This is a genomic window from Azotobacter bryophylli, assembly GCF_042643485.1.
Classification (GTDB): Bacteria; Pseudomonadota; Gammaproteobacteria; order Pseudomonadales; family Pseudomonadaceae; genus Azotobacter; species Azotobacter bryophylli.
The window spans coordinates 247080-266231 of the sequence record NZ_JBHRSJ010000012.1; the positions used below are offsets into that span (position 1 = coordinate 247080).

At 68.0% G+C, this 19152-nt stretch carries 18 protein-coding genes and 1 pseudogene; 12 read left to right on the forward strand and 7 right to left on the reverse strand.

Going from position 1 to position 19152, the window contains the following annotated elements:
- The 5 genes and pseudogenes from ACFOJE_RS07325 to trmL all read left to right on the forward strand — a co-directional run.
- The coding region (locus tag ACFOJE_RS07325) for a helix-turn-helix domain-containing protein (protein ID WP_377813653.1) at positions 1-477 on the forward strand (477 nt) is incomplete at its 5' end.
- 218 nt (positions 478-695) lie between these two features.
- Positions 696-2081: a GntP family permease gene (locus ACFOJE_RS07330; RefSeq protein ID WP_377813655.1), complete on the forward strand. Its 1386-nt coding sequence runs from the start codon at positions 696-698 to the stop codon at positions 2079-2081.
- A gap of 9 nt (positions 2082-2090) precedes the next feature.
- Positions 2091-3644 carry an acyl CoA:acetate/3-ketoacid CoA transferase gene (locus ACFOJE_RS07335; RefSeq protein WP_377813656.1) on the forward strand — a complete coding sequence of 518 codons (1554 nt, stop codon included), beginning with the start codon at positions 2091-2093 and terminating at the stop codon, positions 3642-3644.
- Positions 3645-3835: 191 nt separating this feature from the next.
- A pseudogene (locus ACFOJE_RS07340) lies at positions 3836-3985 on the forward strand (hypothetical protein); the annotation flags it as partial.
- A gap of 638 nt (positions 3986-4623) precedes the next feature.
- Positions 4624-5085: a tRNA (uridine(34)/cytosine(34)/5-carboxymethylaminomethyluridine(34)-2'-O)-methyltransferase TrmL gene (gene trmL, locus ACFOJE_RS07345; protein ID WP_377813657.1), complete on the forward strand. Its 462-nt coding sequence runs from the start codon at positions 4624-4626 to the stop codon at positions 5083-5085.
- Between the two features lie 89 nt (positions 5086-5174).
- Here trmL and secB read toward each other — a convergent pair whose 3' ends face one another.
- Genes secB through ACFOJE_RS07360 form a run of 3 tightly spaced genes read right to left on the reverse strand, consistent with a single transcriptional unit; the run spans position 5175 to position 6363 of the window.
- On the reverse strand, positions 5175-5660 hold the full coding sequence (secB, locus tag ACFOJE_RS07350) for a protein-export chaperone SecB (protein ID WP_377813658.1): 486 nt from the start codon (positions 5658-5660) through the stop codon (positions 5175-5177).
- A 27-nt stretch (positions 5661-5687) separates the two neighbouring features.
- Entirely contained in the window at positions 5688-5942 is a 255-nt protein-coding gene (gene grxC / locus ACFOJE_RS07355) for a glutaredoxin 3 (protein WP_377813659.1), read from the reverse strand.
- 7 nt (positions 5943-5949) lie between these two features.
- Positions 5950-6363, reverse strand: a complete 414-nt coding sequence (locus ACFOJE_RS07360) for a rhodanese-like domain-containing protein (RefSeq protein WP_377813660.1) — start codon at positions 6361-6363, stop codon at positions 5950-5952.
- Between the two features lie 253 nt (positions 6364-6616).
- Between ACFOJE_RS07360 and gpmI the strand changes: the two genes are divergently transcribed.
- The 3 genes from gpmI to ACFOJE_RS07375 all read left to right on the forward strand — a co-directional run bounded on the left by gpmI (position 6617) and on the right by ACFOJE_RS07375 (position 10909).
- Positions 6617-8152 (forward strand): 2,3-bisphosphoglycerate-independent phosphoglycerate mutase, encoded by a 1536-nt coding sequence (gpmI, locus tag ACFOJE_RS07365; RefSeq protein WP_377813661.1) that lies wholly within the window; start codon positions 6617-6619, stop codon positions 8150-8152.
- Between the two features lie 122 nt (positions 8153-8274).
- Positions 8275-9570: a murein hydrolase activator EnvC family protein gene (locus tag ACFOJE_RS07370; protein WP_377813662.1), complete on the forward strand. Its 1296-nt coding sequence runs from the start codon at positions 8275-8277 to the stop codon at positions 9568-9570.
- 28 nt (positions 9571-9598) lie between these two features.
- Entirely contained in the window at positions 9599-10909 is a 1311-nt protein-coding gene (locus ACFOJE_RS07375) for a S41 family peptidase (RefSeq protein ID WP_377813663.1), read from the forward strand.
- A 95-nt stretch (positions 10910-11004) separates the two neighbouring features.
- Here ACFOJE_RS07375 and hisF read toward each other — a convergent pair whose 3' ends face one another.
- From hisF to hisB, 4 genes are all read right to left on the reverse strand, one after another.
- Positions 11005-11763 (reverse strand): imidazole glycerol phosphate synthase subunit HisF, encoded by a 759-nt coding sequence (hisF, locus tag ACFOJE_RS07380; protein ID WP_377813664.1) that lies wholly within the window; start codon positions 11761-11763, stop codon positions 11005-11007.
- Positions 11764-11887: 124 nt separating this feature from the next.
- Positions 11888-12625 carry a 1-(5-phosphoribosyl)-5-[(5-phosphoribosylamino)methylideneamino]imidazole-4-carboxamide isomerase gene (hisA, locus tag ACFOJE_RS07385; RefSeq protein ID WP_377813665.1) on the reverse strand — a complete coding sequence of 246 codons (738 nt, stop codon included), beginning with the start codon at positions 12623-12625 and terminating at the stop codon, positions 11888-11890.
- 135 nt (positions 12626-12760) lie between these two features.
- Positions 12761-13399 carry an imidazole glycerol phosphate synthase subunit HisH gene (gene hisH / locus ACFOJE_RS07390; protein WP_377813666.1) on the reverse strand — a complete coding sequence of 213 codons (639 nt, stop codon included), beginning with the start codon at positions 13397-13399 and terminating at the stop codon, positions 12761-12763.
- Positions 13399-13992, reverse strand: a complete 594-nt coding sequence (gene hisB, locus ACFOJE_RS07395) for an imidazoleglycerol-phosphate dehydratase HisB (protein ID WP_377813667.1) — start codon at positions 13990-13992, stop codon at positions 13399-13401. Before hisB ends, hisH begins: the two co-directional genes overlap by 1 nt.
- Before the next feature lie 166 nt (positions 13993-14158).
- Here hisB and panM point away from each other — a divergent pair, with 166 nt between their 5' ends.
- The 4 genes from panM (at position 14159) to mutY (ending at position 19138) form a co-directional block, all read left to right on the forward strand.
- Positions 14159-14557 (forward strand): aspartate 1-decarboxylase autocleavage activator PanM, encoded by a 399-nt coding sequence (gene panM, locus ACFOJE_RS07400; protein WP_377813668.1) that lies wholly within the window; start codon positions 14159-14161, stop codon positions 14555-14557.
- Positions 14558-14666: 109 nt separating this feature from the next.
- Positions 14667-15803: an NAD(P)/FAD-dependent oxidoreductase gene (locus ACFOJE_RS07405; protein ID WP_377813669.1), complete on the forward strand. Its 1137-nt coding sequence runs from the start codon at positions 14667-14669 to the stop codon at positions 15801-15803.
- 51 nt (positions 15804-15854) lie between these two features.
- Positions 15855-18077 (forward strand): AsmA family protein, encoded by a 2223-nt coding sequence (locus tag ACFOJE_RS07410; protein ID WP_377813670.1) that lies wholly within the window; start codon positions 15855-15857, stop codon positions 18075-18077.
- The gene (gene mutY, locus ACFOJE_RS07415; protein WP_377813671.1) at positions 18074-19138 is read left to right on the forward strand and encodes an A/G-specific adenine glycosylase; all 1065 of its coding nucleotides are present in this window, start codon (positions 18074-18076) and stop codon (positions 19136-19138) included. Before ACFOJE_RS07410 ends, mutY begins: the two co-directional genes overlap by 4 nt.
- The last annotated feature ends 14 nt before the right edge of the window (positions 19139-19152 follow it).

A 19152-nucleotide genomic window follows, 5' to 3' on the forward strand; every position in this document is an offset into this window, starting at 1 on the left:
AACGTGCTCAGCCTGCGCGTGCCACCACTGCGCGAGCGGCACGAGGACATCCGTGCGCTGGCCGAGTACCTGCTCGACGAGATCGCCGGCCGCTCCGGCCAGCCGCGCGCCGAGCTGGACGACGAGGCGCTGGGGCTGCTGAGCGCGCAGTCCTGGCCGGGCAACGTGCGCGAGCTGGGCAATCTGCTGGAGCGTGCCCAGCTGGCGGCCGAGAGCGGCAGCCTCGGGCGCCGCGAGATCCTCGCCCTGCTCGGCGAGCGGGCCGGCTCGCCGCCGACCGCCCCGTTTGCCTCCGAACCGGGCGAGGCGCTCCAGGTGCCGCCGCTGGCGCAGAGCCTGGCCAGTGCCGAGCGTGCCGCCATACAGGCGGCCCTCGCCGCCAGCAAGGGCAACCGCCGCCGCGCCGCGCAACTGCTCGGCATCGCCCGCGCCAGCCTCTACAACAAGCTGCAACAGCACGGACTCAGCGAGCGCTGAGCCGGCTTCCGCGCCTGTGTCCAGCACGCTGGACAGGCTTTTTGTCCACAACCCTGGACATGTCCTGAAAAGCGGGCAGCTCCGCCCGCCCCGCCGCCGCACCATCCCGCCCCGCCCCGTGTGCGCCCACACGTGGCACGGATTTCGCTATCCTGAATCAGGCGTCCCGCGAAGGCGCCCTCGATGGATCGACAACAACAATAAAAAGGAATCTCGCCATGGGAACCCTGGGCATACTGCTCTCGCTCGTCCTGCTGATGTACCTCGCCTACCGCGGCATCAACGTGCTGCTCCTCGCCCCACTGCTGGCCCTCCTCGCCCTGCTGTTCTCCGGCGAGGCGGCGCTGCTGCTGCCGACCTACACGCAGATGTTCATGAAAGCCATGGGCGGCTACGTCATCCAGTTCTTTCCGCTGTTCCTGCTCGGCGCGCTGTTCGGCAAGCTGATGGACGACTCGGGCTCGGCGCGGGCCATCGCCCACGGCATCGTCGCCACGGTCGGCCGCGAGCGGGCGATCCTCGCCATCGTGCTGGCCTGCGGCTTGCTCACCTATGGCGGCGTGTCGCTGTTCGTGGTCGCCTTCGCGGTCTACCCGATCGGCACCGCGCTGTTCCGCGAGGCGGACATTCCCAAGCGCCTCCTGCCCGGCGCCATCGCCCTCGGCGCCTTCACCTTCACCATGACCGCCCTGCCCGGCACGCCGGCGATCCAGAACGCCATTCCCAACCCCTTCTTCAACACCGACGCCTTCGCCGCCCCCGGCCTCGGCCTGATCGGCGGGTTGATCATGCTGATCGGCGGCAGCTGGTGGCTGGCCGGCCAGGCGCGCAAGCTGATGGCCGCCGGCGAAGGCTACGGCAGCCACCGCGACGAGCCGTCCGGGCACGACGACCTGCCGTACACCGGCTTCTGGCCCTCGCTGCTGCCGATCCTGCTGGTGATCGCACTCAACTTCCTGATGGCCAAGCAGATCCTGCCGAGCCTGGACACCAGCTACCTGGCCCGCCCCGAGTTCGGCGGCCTGCAGGACGCCAAGTCGCTGATCGGCATCTGGGCCATCATCATCGCCCTGTCCGCCGCCTGTCTGCTGCTGGTGGCGATGCACTGGAAGCGCTGGGCCAATCTCCGTCAAACGGTCAACGAGGGCACCTTCGGCTCCATGCTGCCGATCCTCAATACCGCCTCGGAGGTGGGCTACGGCACCGTGATCGCCTCCCTGGCCGGCTTCGTGGCGATCCGCGACCTGGTCCTCGGGGTCTCGAGCAACCCGCTGGTCTCCGAGGCGGTGGCGGTCAACGTGCTGGCCGGCATCACCGGCTCGGCCTCGGGCGGCATGTCGATCGCCCTCAAGACCCTCGGCGCCCAGTATCTGGCGATGGCCAACGCCGCCGGCATCGATCCCGAACTGCTGCACCGGGTCGCGGCCATGGCCTCCGGCTGCATGGACTCCCTGCCGCACAACGGCGCGGTGATCTCGCTGCTGGCCATCTGCAAGCTGACGCACCGCGAGTCGTACCGCTACATCTTCGTCAACACCGTGGCCTTCCCAATGCTGGCGCTGACCGTGGTCATCGCCCTCGGCAGCCTGTTCGGCAACTTCTGAGGTGGTTCCATGAGCAAAGTGATGAGCGCCGCCGCTGCGGTGGCGAGAATTCCGAACGGCGCTACGGTCGCCACCGGCGGCTTCGTCGGCATCGGTTTCGCCGAGGAAGTCGCCATCGCCCTGGAGCGGCGTTTCCTGCAGGAGGACGCGCCGCGCGACCTGAACCTGATCTATGCCGCCGGCCAGGGCGACGGCAAGGGCCGCGGGCTCGACCACCTGGCCCATCCGGGGCTGCTGCGACGGGTGATCGGCGGACACTGGGGGCTGGTGCCGGGGCTGCAGAAGCTGGCCGGGGAGAACCGCATCCAGGCCTACAACCTGCCACAGGGGGTGATCTCCCAGCTGTTCCGCGACATCGCCGGCGGCCGGCCGGGACAACTGTCGCGGGTCGGCCTGGGCACCTTCGTCGATCCGCAGTACGGCGGCGGCAAGCTGAACGCCTGCACCACCGAGGAAGTGGTGCGGCGGATGAGCATCGACGGCATCGACTACCTGTTCTATCCCTGCCTGCCGATCCAGGTCGGCATCATCCGCGCCACCAGCGCCGATCCGGACGGCAACCTGAGCATGGAGCGCGAGGCGCTGACGGTCGAGAGCCTGGCCATCGCCATGGCCGCGCGCAACTCGGGCGGGCTGGTCATCGCCCAGGTCGAGCGGCTGGTCGAGCGCGGCTCGCTGGGACCGCGGCAGGTGAAGATCCCCGGCATCCTGGTCGACTGCGTGGTCCTCGCCGAACCGCAGAACCATCCGCAAACCTTCGCCACCGCCTACAACCCGGCGTTCTCCGCCGAAACCCGGGTGCCGGCGGAAAGCCTCGCCCCCCTGCCGCTGGACGTGCGCAAGGTGATCGCCCGCCGCGCCGCGCTGGAACTGCGCGCAGGGGCGGTGGTCAACCTGGGCATCGGCATGCCCGAAGGAGTCGCCGCGGTGGCCGCCGAGGAGAACGTCATCGACCTGCTGACCCTCACCGCCGAGCCCGGGGTGATCGGCGGCATCCCCGCCTCGGGCCTGGACTTCGGCGCGGCGAGCAACCACAGCGCCCTGCTCGACCAACCCGCTCAGTTCGACTTCTACGACGGCGGCGGCCTGGATCTCGCCATCCTCGGCCTGGCCCAGGCGGATGCGGCGGGCAATCTCAACGTGTCCAAGTTCGGCAAGCGCCTGGCCGGGGCCGGCGGCTTCATCAACATCAGCCAGAGCGCCCGGGAAGTGCTGTTCATCGGCACCTTCAGCGCCGGCGAGCAGGATATCCGCGTGGAGAACGGCGAATTGCGTATCCTCAAGGACGGCTTCCAGCGCAAGTTCGTCAACACCGTGGAGCACCGCACCTTCTCCGGGCGGCTCGCCGCCGAACGCGGCCAGCGGGTGCTGTACATCACCGAGCGCTGCGTGTTCCGTCTGGGCGAGGGCGGGCTGGAGCTGATCGAGATCGCCCCCGGCCTGGACTTGGAGCGCGACGTCCTCGGGCGCATGGATTTCGACCCGGTGATCCGCGCCCCGCGGATCATGGACCGCTCGCTGTTCGAGGCCGGCCCGCTGGGGCTGCGCAGCCGACTCGGCTGAGTCATTCCGTCGGACAGGCTGCGCTCGGGCGCGGCCGGCAGTTAGCGTGGAGGTTGGGCAGAGTTTTGGCCCAACCTTTTTTTATGCACTCGAATCAGGACGAGCCGCCAGCCGGACGGTGGCTCGCGTCGCGCAGGTCAGGCTGAGATGGGGCCTCAGAGGTGGTCGAGCAGGCGGAACAGCATGGGTGAAAGCCACTCAGCGAACCGCGGATATCGCTGAAGGTGGGACTGGTCCATCGCGATGCGCAACGCCGGCAGGCCTCTCTGGAACTGCTGCGTTCGCTGCTGGAAATGGCATCCATGAAGGATGGGACGCCGGAAAAAGAAAAACCCCGCTAGGCGGGGCTTTGCAGACTGATCCTGACATCCATGGTCGTCCGCCGTCCTGGCAGAGCTCCCTGTTTGTCATCCGGTTGGTTTCGCGCTGCCTGCGCGTATCGTCCCTGATAATGCCTTCCTGGCCGGTTCCCGAAGTCGTCCCGACTTCCGCTTTCCTTCGCTACATCCCTAACATCCGCCATCCTTGCGGACCCGACGTCGTCCTGATGTTCGGTGCGCTTCCTGCGCGACGTCTATGGGCAAAGAATAGGACTCGCACCGAGGAGGGGGTAGACGTGATCCACTGCACGTCATGTAAGCCATCTCTTACACGGACGGCACTGGGCTCCGGAACGTGACGGCCTCATTCAGGCCCAGAAGAAAATTGGCACGCAGCCTGCATAGATCCAGGCACTCCAGTTTCGGGGACCTTGGTACAGGCAGGCCGGGGCTTCCCCTCTTTTTTCTTCCAGGCTGATCGGCAGCCGTCTCCCACCGGTTGCGGGGTCTCTCCGCCGCAACCGGCTTCTCTACACCGATCCGACACCGACTCCACGCCGATCCGGCACTGCACAGGCAATGGGCAGCGCCGGCCGTTCGGGCACAGCCGCAGTGCAGCGCCAGGGTAGAATGGCGGCCATTCCCGATCCGGAGCCGTCATGTTTCACGTCATCCTGTTTCAACCGGAAATTCCGCCGAACACCGGCAACATCATCAGACTCTGCGCCAACGCCGGCTGCGGCCTGCACCTGATCGAGCCGCTGGGCTTCGAGCTGGACGACAAGCGCCTGCGCCGGGCCGGCCTGGACTATCACGAGTACGCCAGCGTGCAGCGTCACGCCGACCTGGCTACCTGCCTGGAGAGTCTCGGCCAGCCGCGGGTGTTCGCCTTCACCACCAAGGGCTCGCAGCCCTATCACGAGGTCCGCTACCGCCGCGGCGACGCCTTCCTGTTCGGCCCGGAAAGCCGCGGCCTACCCCAAGAAATCCGCGAGAGCCTGCCGCCGGAGCAGCGCCTGCGCCTGCCGATGCGGCCCGGCTGCCGCAGCCTGAACCTGTCGAACACGGTGGCGGTGGCGGTCTACGAGGCCTGGCGTCAGCTCGATTTCGCCATGGAGTAGCCGCTTCCGGCCCATCGGGCCAACCGCCCGACGGAGCCTCATAACGAAAAAGCGCCCTCCAAGGGCGCTTTTCGTGACCTCAGCCAGGCTCACTGCACCGTGGCGGAGGCGCCCTCGGCTTGCAGACGGGCCAGCTCCTGGGCGTAGAGCACGTCGAAGTTCACCGGGGACAGCATCAGCGCCGGGAAGGAGCCGCGCACCACCAGGCTGTCCAGGGTCTCGCGGGCATAGGGGAAGAGGATACTCGGGCAGAAGGCACCGAGGGTGTGGCCCATGGAGCCGGCGTCCAGGCCATTGATCAGGAAGATGCCGGCCTGCTGCACTTCGGCGATGAAGGCGACTTCCTCACCGGTCTTCACCGTCACCGAAAGCGTCAGCACCACTTCGTAGAAGTCGTTCTCCAGCACCTTCTGACGGGTGTTCAGATCCAGCTGGACCGACGGGTTCCAGTTCTGGCGGAAGATCTCCGGGCTCTTCGGGGCCTCGAAGGACAGATCGCGCACGTAGATGCGCTGCAGGGAGAACTGCGGATTCTGGCCGTTCTGTGCGGCGTCGTTGCTAGCTTGTTCAGTCATGGCAATGCCTTGTTGCGGTTTGTGGATTCAATCCCTGAGTAAGGCGTCCAGTCGACCCGCGCGCTCTAAGGCATGGAGGTCGTCACATCCGCCCACATGGGTACTGCCGATCCAGATCTGGGGAACCGAAGTTCTTCCCGCCTTGCGGGCCATTTCGGTACGCGCGTCGGGCTGGCCGTCCACGGAGATCTCCTGGTAGGCAACGCCCTTGCGATCCAGCAGTTGCTTGGCGCGAATGCAGTAGGGGCACCAGGCAGAGGTATAGATGAGAACTCGGGGCATGTTCACCTCATTTGACCACTGGCAGGTTTTCTCCGCGCCAGCCGGACATGCCGCCGGCCAGACGGGCCGTGGCGAAACCGCTCTTCTGCAGCTCGGCGCACACGGTACCGGCATGCTGGCCCATGGCGTCCACCACGATGAGGGTCTTGGCCTTGTGCTTCTCCAGCTCGGCCATGCGGCTGGCCAGCTTTTCGTACGGAATGTTCAAGGCATCGACGATATGGCCGCCGGCGAAATCCTTGTGCGAACGCACGTCCAGCACCACGCCCTGCCCGCCGTTGACCAGTGCGGTCAGCTCGGCGGTGCTCAGGCTGCGGCCGCCCCGGCGAAGCTCGGTGATCAGCAGCAGGATCAGCAGGACGACGAAGATGCCGCTGAGGATATAGTGGTGGGTGACAAATTCAATCAGCTTGGGGACCATCGAGGAATTCCAGGGCGGTAAGATCCCGGCAGTATACACAGCCCCCCAGGCCGGCTGAACCCGCTGGCGCAGCGGCAGTCCTAGATGCTGGAGTCCGCGGGCCAGGCGGATGCCGGGCGTTTTCGCGCGACCTCCCCCGGCGCGCATCGCAGGCGATGACGCCCGAGGCGCCAACCATTAAAATGCCTGCCCTTTTTTGCATGCCTGGCGTACCGGGCCCCCAAATCACGATCACGCGCAAAGAGTCGGAACCATGACCGCCACCCCCAAACCGCTCGTACTGATCATCCTGGACGGCTTCGGTCACAGCGACAGCACCGAATACAACGCCATCTATTCCGCCAATACCCCGGTCTTCGACCGCCTGCTGGCGACCCAGCCGCACGGCCTGATCTCCGGCAGCGGCATGGACGTCGGCCTGCCGGACGGCCAGATGGGCAACTCCGAAGTCGGCCACATGAACCTCGGCGCCGGTCGCGTGGTGTACCAGGACTTCACCCGCGTGACCAAGGCGATCCGCGACGGCGAGTTCTTCGAGAATCCGGCCATCTGCGCCGCGGTGGACAAGGCCGTCGGCGCCGGCAAGGCGGTGCACATCCTCGGCCTGCTCTCCGACGGCGGCGTGCACAGCCACCAGGACCACATCGTCGCCATGGCCGAGCTGGCCGCCAAGCGCGGAGCGCAGAAGATCTATCTGCACGCCTTCCTCGACGGCCGCGATACTCCGCCGAAGAGCGCGCAGAAATCCATCGAGCTGCTCGACGCCACCTTCGCCCGGCTCGGCAAGGGCCGCATCGCCAGCCTGATCGGCCGCTACTTCGCCATGGACCGCGACAACCGCTGGGACCGCGTCGAGGCCGCCTACGAGCTGATCGTCGATGGCAAGGCCAAGTACGCTGCGGGCAGCGCCATGGCCGGCCTCGAAGCCGCCTACGAGCGCGGCGAGAGCGACGAGTTCGTCGGCGCCACGACGGTCGGCGAGCCGGTGCGGGTGGAGGACGGCGACGCCGTGGTGTTCATGAACTTCCGCGCCGACCGCGCCCGTGAACTGACCCGCGCCTTCGTCGAGCCCGACTTCCAGGGCTTCGCCCGCGCCCGCCAGCCGCGGCTGGCCGGTTTCGTCATGCTCACCCAGTACGCGGCCAGCATCCCGGCGCCCTGCGCCTTCGCCCCGGAGCCGCTGACCAACGTGCTCGGCGAGTACCTGGCGAAGAACGGCAAGACCCAGCTGCGCATCGCCGAGACCGAGAAGTACGCCCACGTCACCTTCTTCTTCTCCGGCGGCCGCGAGGAGCCCTTCCCGGGCGAGGAGCGCATCCTCATCCCCTCGCCGCAGGTCGCCACCTACGATCTGCAGCCGGAGATGAGCGCGCCGGAAGTCACCGACCGGATCGTCGAGGCCATCGAGCAGCAGCGCTACGACGTGATCGTCGCCAACTATGCCAACGGCGATATGGTCGGCCACACCGGCGTGTTCGAAGCCGCGGTCAAGGCGGTGGAATGCCTGGACGCCTGCGTCGGCCGCATCGTCGCGGCGCTGGACAAGGTTGGCGGCGAGGCGCTGATCACCGCCGACCACGGCAACGTCGAACAGATGGAAGACGAAAGTACCGGCCAGGCGCACACCGCCCACACCTGCGAGCCGGTGCCCTTCATCTACGTCGGCAAGCGCCACCTGCGCATCCGCGAAGGCGGCGTGCTGGCCGACGTGGCGCCGACCATGCTCGAGCTGCTCGGCCTGCCGCAGCCGGCGGAAATGACCGGCCGCTCCATCGTCGAACTGGACTGAACCAGCCCCGGCGGCCGGCTGCCAGCAGAGCTCCGCATATCGAGCTCACGGCCTTGCAGCTTGCCGCCGCATTTTTAGGCATACTTGTCCACGGTTCCTGCCCCTCCGGTATCGCACGCCCTATGCCCCGCCTCCTCCTCGCCCTGCTCCTTGCCCTGACGCTCAGCCCGGCGCTCGCCGATCAGCGCAGCGAAACCCAGCAACAGCTGGAGCAGACGCGCCAGGACATCGACGAACTGAAGAAACTGCAGGAGCAGCTGGACAAGGAGCGCAGCAGCGTCCAGCAGCAGTTGCGCAAGACCGAGAGCGAGATGGGCGAGCTGGAGAAGCAGATCCGCTCGCTGCAAAACGAGATGGGGACCCGGGAAAAGGAGATCCAGCGTCTCGACCAGGAGAAAAAAAAACTCCAGAGCTCGCGCCTTGAACAGCAACGGCTGATCGCCATCCAGGCGCGCGCGGCCTATCAGAGCGGCCGCCAGGAATACCTCAAGCTGCTGCTCAACCAGGAGCAGCCCGAGAAGCTCTCCCGCACCCTCACCTACTACGGCTACCTCGGCTCGGCCCGGGCGAAACAGCTCGATGCCTTCAACACCACCCTGCGCCAGCTCGCCGAGGTCGAAAGCAGCATCTCGGGACAGCAGAGCCAACTCACCGAGCAGAGGAGCGCCCTGGACCAGCGGCGCAGCGAACTCGCCGCGGTGCGCGAGGAGCGTGCCCAGGTCCTGGCCAAGCTGAACCGGGATTACGCCAGCAGCGAAAGCAAGCTCGAACTGCGCCAGGCGGAGCAGGCCGAGCTCGGTCGGGTGCTCAAGCGCATCGAGGAAGAGATCGCCCGCCGGGCCCGCGAAGAGGAAGAGGCGCGCCAGCGCGCCCTCGTCGAAGAGCGCCGCCTGCGCGAGCAGCTGGAAAGGCAGCAGCGCGAACAGGAGCGCGCCCTGGCTTCAGCCCCGCGCCAGAAGGCTCCGAAACCCCAGCCGCTGACGCTGGTCTCCAGCGGCGCCGGCTACGGCGGGCCGTTCGCCGAGGCCCGAGGCCAACTGCCGTGGCCGATCAGCGGCCGCCTGATCGCCCGCTACGGCAGCCCGCGCGGAGAAGACAACCGAGCCACCTGGGACGGCGTGCTGATCAGCGCCAGCGCCGGCAGTCCGGTACGCGCCATCCACGACGGGCGCGTGGTGTTCGCCGACTGGTTGCGCGGCTCGGGGCTTCTGGTCATTCTCGATCACGGTAATGGCTATCTGAGCCTTTACGGTCATAATCAGAGCCTATTGAAAAATGCCGGCGACATCGTCAAGGCCGGCGAGCCGATCGCCACCGTCGGCACCAGTGGCGGGCAGGAAACGCCCGCGTTGTATTTCGCCATCCGCCAGCAGGGCCGGCCCACCGACCCTGCGCAATGGTGCCGCGCGCAAGGATAGGCGCCGCCTTCACTCGAGGAGTCCGTTCATGCTGCATCTGTCCCGTCTGACCTCGCCGGCCCTGGCCATCGCACTGGCGCTCGGCGCGCCGCTCCTGCACGCCGCGCAGCCCCCTGCGCCAGCCGCTGCGGAGCGGGACCAGGGCGTCCTGCCGCTCGAAGAGCTGCGCACCTTCGCCGAGGTGCTGGACCGGATCAAGGCCGCCTACGTCGAGCCCCTGGACGACAAGACCCTGCTGGAAAACGCCATCAAGGGCATGCTGAGCAATCTCGACCCGCATTCGGCCTATCTCGATCCCAAGGACTTCCAGGAGCTGCAGGAAAGCACCAGCGGCGAATTCGGCGACCTCGGCATCGAAGTCGGCATGGCGGACGGCCAGCTCAACGTGGTCTCGCCGATCGACGACACCCCGGCGGCCAAGGCCGGCATCGAGGCCGGCGACCTGATCGTGCGGATCGACGGCCAGCCGACCAAGGGCATGTCGATGCTGGACGCCGTGGACAAGATGCGCGGCAAACCCGGCAGCAAGCTCACCCTGACCCTGGTGCGCGGCGACGGCAAACCCTTCGACGTCCAGCTGACCCGCGCGGTGATCAAGGTCAAGAGCGTGAAGAGCCAGATGCTCGAACCCGGCTACGGCTACCTGCGCATCACCCAGTTCCAGGTCAACAGCGGCGAGGAAGTCGCCAAGGCCCTGGCCAACCTGAAGAAGGAGAACGGCGGCAAGCGGCTCGACGGCCTGGTGCTGGACCTGCGCAACAACCCCGGCGGCGTGCTGCAGTCGGCGGTGGAAGTCTCCGACCACTTCCTGAAGAAGGGTCTGATCGTCTACACCAAGGGCCGCATCGCCAATTCCGAGCTGCGCTTCTCCGCCGACCCGGCCGACGCCAGCGAGGGCGTGCCGCTGGTGGTGCTGATCAACGGCGGCAGCGCCTCGGCCGCGGAAATCGTCGCCGGCGCCCTGCAGGACCACAAGCGCGCCGTGCTGATGGGCACCGACACCTTCGGCAAGGGCTCGGTGCAGACCGTGCTGCCGCTGAACAACGACCGCGCGCTGAAGCTCACCACGGCGCTCTACTACACCCCCAACGGCCGCTCGATCCAGGCCCAGGGCATCCAGCCGGACATCAAGGTGGAACGCGGCAAGGTGACCCAGGAGCAGGCCGGCGCGAACGTCCGCGAGGCCGATCTGGCCGGCCACCTGGGCAACGGCAACGGCGGTCCGGAAAAACCGAGCAACGGCGCCGCCAAGTCGACCAGCAAGCCGCAGGACGAGGACTACCAACTGAGCCAGGGGCTCAACCTGCTGAAGGGACTCAACGTCACCCGCGGGTTGTAATCGGCGGTCCCCAGAAAGCGAAAGCCCGGGCATCGACCCGGGCTTCGTTTTTTCGGCTTCCGCCGATCCGGCGCGACCGGATCGGCGGGATGCGCTCAGCGCACTACGATGCCGCGGCTGGCCAGGTACGCCTTGGCCTCCGGCACGGTGTACTCGCCGAAGTGGAAGATGCTCGCGGCGAGCACCGCATCGGCCTTGCCCTCGATGATGCCGGCGGCCAGATGCTCCAGGTTGCCGACGCCGCCGGAGGCGATCACCGGAATGCCCACCGCTTCGCTGATGGCGCGGGTCACGCCGAGGTCGTAGCCGCTCTTCACGCCGTCCTGGTCCATGCTGGTCAGCAGGATCTCGCCGGCGCCGAGACCTTCCATCTTCTTCGCCCACTCGACGGCATCCAATCCGGTCGGCTTGCGCCCGCCGTGGGTGAAGATTTCCCAGCGGCCCGCGGCGACCCTCTTGGCGTCGATGGCGACCACGATGCACTGGGAGCCGAAGCGCTCGGCGGCCTCGCCGACGAACTCGGGGTTGAACACCGCAGCGGTGTTGATCGACACCTTGTCGGCGCCGGCGTTCAGCAGGTTGCGGATGTCCTGCACGGTGCGCACGCCGCCGCCGACGGTCAGCGGGATGAACACCTGGCTGGCCATGCGCTCGACGGTGTGCAGGGTGGTGTCGCGACCCTGCGAGCTGGCGGTGATGTCGAGGAAGGTGATCTCGTCGGCGCCCTGCTCGTCGTAGCGGCGGGCGATCTCCACCGGGTCGCCGGCGTCGCGGATGTTCTCGAACTTGACGCCCTTGACCACGCGGCCGTTGTCCACGTCGAGGCAGGGGATGATGCGTTTGGCGAGGGCCATGGCAATGTCTCTCGTAGGGTGGGTTAGGCCGTTGGCCGTAACCCACCGAAGCGGGTTGAAAATCGACTCCAATCGGTGGGTTACGCCGCGCTGCGGCCAACCCACCCTACGGTCTGCGTCGGGGTCAGCCCTTGAAACCGTCGCACAGCGCCTGGGCCTCGGCCACATCGAGGGTGCCCTCGTAGATGGCGCGACCGGTGATGGCGCCGACGATGCCCGGGTTGCGGGTGTCGAGCAGCTTCTGGATGTCGCCGAGGTTGTGGATGCCGCCGGAGGCGATCACCGGGATGCGGCTGGCATTGGCCAAGGCCGCGGTGGCCTCGACGTTGCAACCCTGCATCATGCCGTCCTTGCTGATGTCGGTGTAGACGATGGCGGACACGCCGTCGGCCTCGAAGCGCTTGGCCAGGTCGGTGGCCTGTACGGAGCTGACCTCGGCCCAGCCGTCGGTGGCGACGAAGCCGTTCTTGGCGTCCAGGCCGACGATCACCTTGCCCGGGAAGGCGCGGCAGGCCTCGCCGACGAATTCCGGCTGCTTGACCGCCTTGGTGCCGATGATCACGTAGCTGACCCCGGCCCTGACGTAGTGCTCGATGGTCTCCAGCGAGCGGATGCCGCCGCCGATCTGGATCGGCAGGTTCGGGTAGCGCCTGGCGATGGCGGTGACCACTTCGCCGTTGACCGGCTGGCCCTCGAAGGCGCCGTTGAGGTCGACCAGGTGCAGGCGGCGGCAGCCGGCCTCGACCCACTTGGCGGCCATCGCCACCGGGTCGTCGGAGAACACCGTGGCGTCCTCCATCAGGCCCTGGCGCAGGCGCACGCAGGCGCCGTCCTTCAGATCGATTGCGGGAATAATCAACATGTCAAATCGTCCTCATGCCGGGCTCGCGTCGGATGGAAAGCGAGCGCAGGCGAATCGCCAAACCCGGCCCGCCGGGGCCGGTCACAGAATCATCGGTAACGTGGAAGGCCGCGCGGCGTCTTCCACCAGGTCGCGCTACCAGCGGCCGTCCCAGGCGGCGAAGTTCTGCAGCAGCTGCAGGCCGTGGGTGTGGCTCTTTTCCGGGTGGAACTGCACGGCGAAACGCGAGCCTTCGGCCAGCGCAGCGGCGAAATCGACGCCGTAATGGCCGCGCCCGGCGACCTGCTTGGGATTGCCGGCCTCGACGTAGTAGCTGTGCACGAAATAGAAGCGGCCCCGGTCCGGGATATTGTGCCAGAGCGGGTGGTCGATGCTCTGGCCGACCTCGTTCCAGCCCATGTGCGGCACCTTGAGATGCTCGCCGTTCTCGACCAGATCCTTGCCGAAGAACCGTACTTGCCCGGGGAACAGGCCGATGCAGTCGACCCCGCCGTTCTCCTCGCTGCGCTCCATCAGCGCCTGCATGCCGACGCAGATGCCGAGGAACGGGCGGTCGACGCTGACCTCGCGGACCAGCTCATCGAAGCCCAAACGGCGGATCTCCGCCATGCAGTCGCGGATCGCGCCGACCCCGGGGAACACCACCCGGTCCGCCTCGCGGATCACCTGAGCGTCGCTGGTGACCTGCACCCGACCGGCGCCCACGTGCTCGAGGGCCTTGGCCACCGAATGCAGGTTGCCCATGCCATAGTCGATCACGGCTACCGATTGCATCACAGGCACCCCTTGGTGGAAGGCATCTGCCCGGCCATGCGCTCGTCGTGCTCGAGGGCCATGCGCAGGGCGCGGCCGAAGGCCTTGAACACCGTCTCGATCTGGTGGTGGGTGTTGCTTCCGCGCAGGTTGTCGATGTGCAGGGTGACCTGGGCGTGATTGACGAAGCCCTGGAAGAACTCCTGGAACAGGTCCACGTCGAAGCCGCCGACCGTGGCGCGGGTATAGGGGACGTGCATCCACAGGCCGGGGCGGCCGGAGAAGTCGATCACAACCCTCGACAGCGACTCGTCCAGCGGCACGTAGGAATGGCCGTAGCGGCAGATGCCCTTCTTGTCGCCGACGGCCTTGGCGAAGGCCTGGCCGAGGGTGATGCCGACGTCTTCCACGGTATGGTGGTCGTCGATGTGCAGATCGCCCTGGCACTCGATATCCAGATCGATCAGGCCGTGGCGGGCGATCTGGTCGAGCATGTGCTCGAGGAAGGGCACGCCGATGGCGAAGCGGGCCTTGCCGGTGCCATCCAGGTTGACCTGGACCTTGATCTGGGTCTCCAGGGTATTGCGCTCGACGAATGCCGTACGTTCGGCCATCAACAGCTCCGCTAAAATCGTTGGGCGAAAGGGGCGTCATTATAGGCGCAAACCCGGGGGCGGGATAAGCCGTCCGGCACCGATCCGGCGAGCGCCGTGCCCGGTGCACGCACCCGCGTTCGTGGTTATCCTTTCCGGTCCACCCCGACAACCCCGCAAGGACACCATGCCCGTCTACATCGAGAAGGTCGCCACCCCCAGTCCGCAGGATCGCACCGACCTGGCGAAGATCTACGCCGACGCCCCGGCCTGGCTGCTCGCCCCCCACGCCAGCGCCGACGAACTGATCGCCGCCGGGATCGAGCGCGGCACCCTGGTCGCCGCCCGCTTCAACGACCGCCTGCTCGGCGCCGCGCTGCTGGAGAAGGGCGAGAACCGCTGGCTGCTGTCGCACCTCTGCGTGCGCAAGATCACCCGCCGCCGCGGCGTCGCCCAACGCCTGCTCGACGAGGCCCTGCGCATCGCCGTGGAGGACGGCAAGCCCCTGCATCTGGGCGCGCCCCGCGACCAGCTGGAGAGCCAGGCCTTCGCCGCCCACGTCAAGCTGCCGCTGGAAAGCCTCTGATCCGCCTTGCCCTCGCCCTCCCCGGGGGTTACAACAACGGCATCCCCGCAGGGTGAGGCCCTGCCCCAAGGACGGGACCGGACATTCAAGGGAATTGAGGAGCGAGGCCATGAACAGCACCAGCGGCGCAAGCCAGTCCATCGACTGTATCGACACCCTGATCGTCGGCGCCGGGGCGCTGGGCCTGGCCTGCGCCGCCCGCCTCGCCCGCGGCGGGCAGAGCCTGATGATCGTCGAGGCCGAACGGCAGATCGGCAGCCACACCTCCAGCCGCAACTCGGAAGTGATCCATGCCGGCCTCTACTACCCCCCCGGCTCGCTGAAGGCCGAGCTCTGCCTGGAAGGCCGCGAGCGCCTGTACCGCTGGTGCGCCACGCATCGGGTGCCGCACCGGCGCATCGGCAAGCTGCTGGTGGCGGTGGAGGATGCCGAACGCGAGCGGCTGGCCGGCCTCGAAGCCAATGCCCGGGCCTGCGGCGTGACCGACCTCGAGCCCGTCGACGGACAGCGGCTGCAGGCGCTGGAGCCGGCGGTGCGCGGCGTCGCCGCCCTGCTCTCGCCGAACACCGGGATCATCGACAGCCACCAGTACCTGCAGTCCCTGCTCGCCCACGCCCAGAGCCAGGGCGCCGAGCTGGCCCTGGACACCCGCGTCACCCACCTGGAGCCGGCCGCCGACGGCTGGTTCGCCGAGGGCCTCAGCGCCGGCGAGCCCTTCACCCTCAAGGCGCGCCAGGTGATCAATGCCGGCGGGCTGTTCGCCGTGCGCCTCGCCGAGCGCACCGAAGGACTGGCGGCCCGCCACGTCCCCCGCCTGCACCTGTGCCAGGGGCGCTATTTCAGCTATACCGGGCGCTCGCCGTTCGGCCACCTGATCTACCCCATGCCGGAGGCCAACACCGCCGGCCTCGGCGTCCACGCCACCCTGGACCTCGCCGGTCAGCTGCGCTTCGGCCCCGACGTGCGCTACCTGGACGTCATCGACTACCGGGTCGATGAAGTCCTGCGCGAGCCCTTCGCCCAGGCCATCGGCCGCTATTTCCCGGGGCTCGATCCGGCACGCCTGGCCCCCGGCTACAGCGGCATCCGGCCGAAGCTGTCCGGCCCGGGAGAGCCGGCCGCCGACTTCCTGATCCAGACCCCGGCCACGCACGGCCTGCCCGGCCTGGTCAACCTGTTCGGCATCGAGTCGCCCGGCCTGACCGCCAGCCTAGCCATCGCCGAGAGGGTGGCACAAGCCTTGTGACGGGCCGGTATACTCGATCCCCGTACCAAGCGAAAAACAAAGGACTCGTGCATGAAAGCGCTCGGCAAGATCCTGGGCCTGCTGTTCCTCGGGCTGCTGCTGATCATCGTGGCCCTGGGCTTCGCCCTCACCCACATCCTGGATCCCAACGACTACAAGGACGAGATCCGCCAGCTCGCCCGCGACAAGGCCAATCTGGAGCTGACCCTCAACGGCGACATCGGCTGGAGCCTGTACCCCTGGCTCGGCCTCGAACTGCACCAGACCACCGTGGCCAGCGCCCGCACCCCGGATCAGCCGTTCGCCGACCTGCAGATGCTCGGCCTCGCCGTGCGGGTTTTGCCGCTGCTGCGCCGCGAAGTGCAGATGAGCGACATCCGCATCGAGGGCCTCGACCTGACCCTGCGCCGCGACGAACAGGGCCGCGGCAACTGGGAGGACATCGGCCGCCCGGCTCAGCCGGCGAAACAGCCCGAGGTCGCCGCCGGCCAGACCGAACCGGCGCCGGTGCCCGAAGGCGGGAACCAAGGAGCCAAGGAGCCGCTGCGCCTGGACATCGACAGCCTGACCGTCAACGACTCCCGCGTGGACTACCGGGACGCCCGCAGCGGCCAGCAGTTCAGCGCCGAGGGCATCCGCCTGACCACCGGGGCGATCCGCGAGGACAGCAACATCCCGTTCAAGCTGAACGCCCTCCTCAGCGGCAACCAGCCGGTGCTGCGCGCCCAGACCGACCTGGCGGGCGAGCTGCGCTTCAGCCGCGCCCTCAAGCGCTACCAGCTGGAGAACGCCCGCCTGTCCGGCGAGGCATCGGGCGAACCGCTGGACGGCAAGACCCTCGCCTTCACCGCCGAAGGCCAGCTGCTCGTCGACCTGGCGGCCCAGGTGGCCGAATGGAACGGCCTGAAGCTCAGCGCCAACCAGATGCGCGCCCTGGGCGAAATCAAGGTTCGCGACCTGGACAAGACCGCCCAGCTGAGCGGCGGCCTGTCGGTCGCCCCGTTCAGCCTGCGCGAATTCCTCGCCGGCCTCGGCCAGCCGCTGCCGCCGATGGCCGACGCCAGCAGTCTCGGCCGGTTCGAGATGACAACCCGCCTGGCCGGCACGCCGACCAGCCTGGCCCTCGAAGAGCTCGACCTGAAGCTGGACGACAGCCGCTTCACCGGTCGCCTCGCCGTCGCCGATCTGGCACGCAAGGCCGTGCGCGTGCAGCTCAAGGGCGACCAGCTGAATCTCGACCGCTACCTGCCGCCGCCGGCGCAGGACGCTTCCGCTGGCGCCGCGCGCAAGGCCGAAGTGAAAGGCGCGGAGGCCAGCGCCGGCCAGGGCGACACGCCGCTGCCCAAGGCCCCGACCCAGCAAGCCTGGAGCACGGAGCCGATCCTGCCGGTCGACCGGCTGCGCCAGCTGGACTTCGAGGCCACCCTGGATCTCGGCCAGTTGACCGTCCGCCAACTGCCGGTCGTCAACGCCCACCTGCAGGCCAACGGCAATAACGGCCTGCTGACTCTGCAGGACCTGCGCGGCGAGCTCTTCGGCGGCAGCTTCGAGACACAGGCCCGGCTCGACGCCCGCCCGGCGCTGCCGCTGCTGAACCTGCAACAGCGCATCAACCGGGTGCCGGTGGAGAAGTTCATCAAGACCGAAGAGGGCAAGCAGCCACCGCTCAAGGGTCTGCTGGAGCTGAGCGCCGACCTCGCCACCCGCGGCTACAGCGAAAAGGACTGGGTCGAGGGGCTCAACGGCACCGCCAGCTTCGTGCTGAACGACGGCGTGCTGCCCGAGGCCAATCTGGAGCAGCAACTCTGCATGGCCATCGCCACCCTCAACCGCAAGGCGCTGAGCAACCCGCCCCAGAGCAAGGACACCCCCTTCCGCGAGCTCAAGGGTAGCCTGCGCTTCACCAACGGCGTGGCCCACAACCCCGACCTCAAGGCGAGCATTCCCGGCCTGACGGTCAACGGCAACGGCGATCTCGACCTGCGCGTGCTCGGCATGGACTACCGCGCCGGCATCGTCATCGAGGGCGACAAACGCGAGATGCCCGACCCGGCCTGTCAGGTCAACGAACGCTATGCCGGGCTGGAACTGCCGGTGCGCTGCCGCGGCCCGCTGGAGCTGGGGGCCAAGGCCTGCCGCTTGGATCGCGACGGCCTGGGCAAGATCGCCGCCCGGCTGGGCGGCGAGAAGCTGCAGGAGAAGATCGAGGAGAAGATCGGCGACAAGGTCAGCCCCGAGCTGAAGGACAAGCTGAAGGGGCTGTTCAACCGATGAGTCCCGAGCAGTTCAGCAGCGCCGTTCTCGATTGGTTCGACCGCCACGGCCGTCACGACCTGCCCTGGCAGCAGGGCATCACCCCGTACCGGGTGTGGGTCTCGGAAATCATGCTGCAGCAGACCCAGGTCGCCACCGTGCTCGGCTACTACGACCGTTTCATGCACGCCCTGCCCACGGTGGAGGCGCTGGCCGCCGCCGCCGAGGACGAAGTGCTGCACCTGTGGACCGGGCTCGGCTACTACAGCCGGGCGCGCAACCTGCACAGGACAGCGAAGATCGTCGTCGAGCAGCACGGCGGCGAATTCCCCCGCTCGGTGGACGAGCTGGCCGAGCTGCCCGGCATCGGCCGCTCCACCGCCGGCGCCATCGCCAGTATCAGCATGGGCCTGCGCGCGCCCATCCTCGACGGCAACGTCAAGCGCGTGCTGGCCCGCTACCAGGCCCAGGACGGCTATCCCGGCGAGCCGAAAGTGGCGAAACGGCTATGGGACACCGCCGAGCGCTTCACGCCGCGGGAGCGGGTCAACCACTACACCCAGGCGATGATGGATCTCGGAGCCACCCTCTGCACCCGCACACGACCGAGCTGCCTGCTCTGCCCGCTCCGGGAAGGCTGCCGCGCCCACCAGCTCGGCCGCGAGACCGACTATCCGGAATCCAAGCCACGCAAGGAGCTGCCGCAGAAGCGCACCCTGATGCCGCTGCTGGCCAGCCGCGACGGCGCCATCCTGCTCTACCGCCGCCCGGCCAGCGGCCTCTGGGGCGGACTCTGGAGCCTGCCGGAGCTGGACGACCTCGCCGCCCTCGACCCGCTCGCCGCCCGCCATGCCCTGGAGCTCGGCGAGCGCCGCGCGCTCCCCGGCCTGACCCACACCTTCAGCCATTTCCAGCTGGCCATCGAGCCCTGGCTGATCCGGGTGGAGCAAGCTTCGCCCGTCATGGCCGAGGCCGACTGGCTCTGGTATAACCTCGCCACCCCGCCGCGCCTGGGCCTCGCCGCCCCGGTGAAGAAACTGCTGAAGCGGGCGCAGGCCGAACTGCAGCAGCCAACCCTGTAGGGCGGAGCCCTCCG

Bases quoted from the DNA above. Each gene is read 5' to 3' on its own strand.
- ACFOJE_RS07330 (WP_377813655.1), top strand. From the start codon at position 696: ATGGGAACCCTGGGCATACTGCTCTCGCTCGTCCTGCTGATGTACCTC.
- ACFOJE_RS07335 (WP_377813656.1), top strand. From the start codon at position 2,091: ATGAGCAAAGTGATGAGCGCCGCCGCTGCGGTGGCGAGAATTCCGAAC.
- trmL (WP_377813657.1), top strand. From the start codon at position 4,624: ATGTTTCACGTCATCCTGTTTCAACCGGAAATTCCGCCGAACACCGGC.
- secB (WP_377813658.1), bottom strand. From the start codon at position 5,660: ATGACTGAACAAGCTAGCAACGACGCCGCACAGAACGGCCAGAATCCG.
- grxC (WP_377813659.1), bottom strand. From the start codon at position 5,942: ATGCCCCGAGTTCTCATCTATACCTCTGCCTGGTGCCCCTACTGCATT.
- ACFOJE_RS07360 (WP_377813660.1), bottom strand. From the start codon at position 6,363: ATGGTCCCCAAGCTGATTGAATTTGTCACCCACCACTATATCCTCAGC.
- gpmI (WP_377813661.1), top strand. From the start codon at position 6,617: ATGACCGCCACCCCCAAACCGCTCGTACTGATCATCCTGGACGGCTTC.
- ACFOJE_RS07370 (WP_377813662.1), top strand. From the start codon at position 8,275: ATGCCCCGCCTCCTCCTCGCCCTGCTCCTTGCCCTGACGCTCAGCCCG.
- ACFOJE_RS07375 (WP_377813663.1), top strand. From the start codon at position 9,599: ATGCTGCATCTGTCCCGTCTGACCTCGCCGGCCCTGGCCATCGCACTG.
- hisF (WP_377813664.1), bottom strand. From the start codon at position 11,763: ATGGCCCTCGCCAAACGCATCATCCCCTGCCTCGACGTGGACAACGGC.
- hisA (WP_377813665.1), bottom strand. From the start codon at position 12,625: ATGTTGATTATTCCCGCAATCGATCTGAAGGACGGCGCCTGCGTGCGC.
- hisH (WP_377813666.1), bottom strand. From the start codon at position 13,399: ATGCAATCGGTAGCCGTGATCGACTATGGCATGGGCAACCTGCATTCG.
- hisB (WP_377813667.1), bottom strand. From the start codon at position 13,992: ATGGCCGAACGTACGGCATTCGTCGAGCGCAATACCCTGGAGACCCAG.
- panM (WP_377813668.1), top strand. From the start codon at position 14,159: ATGCCCGTCTACATCGAGAAGGTCGCCACCCCCAGTCCGCAGGATCGC.
- ACFOJE_RS07405 (WP_377813669.1), top strand. From the start codon at position 14,667: ATGAACAGCACCAGCGGCGCAAGCCAGTCCATCGACTGTATCGACACC.
- ACFOJE_RS07410 (WP_377813670.1), top strand. From the start codon at position 15,855: ATGAAAGCGCTCGGCAAGATCCTGGGCCTGCTGTTCCTCGGGCTGCTG.
- mutY (WP_377813671.1), top strand. From the start codon at position 18,074: ATGAGTCCCGAGCAGTTCAGCAGCGCCGTTCTCGATTGGTTCGACCGC.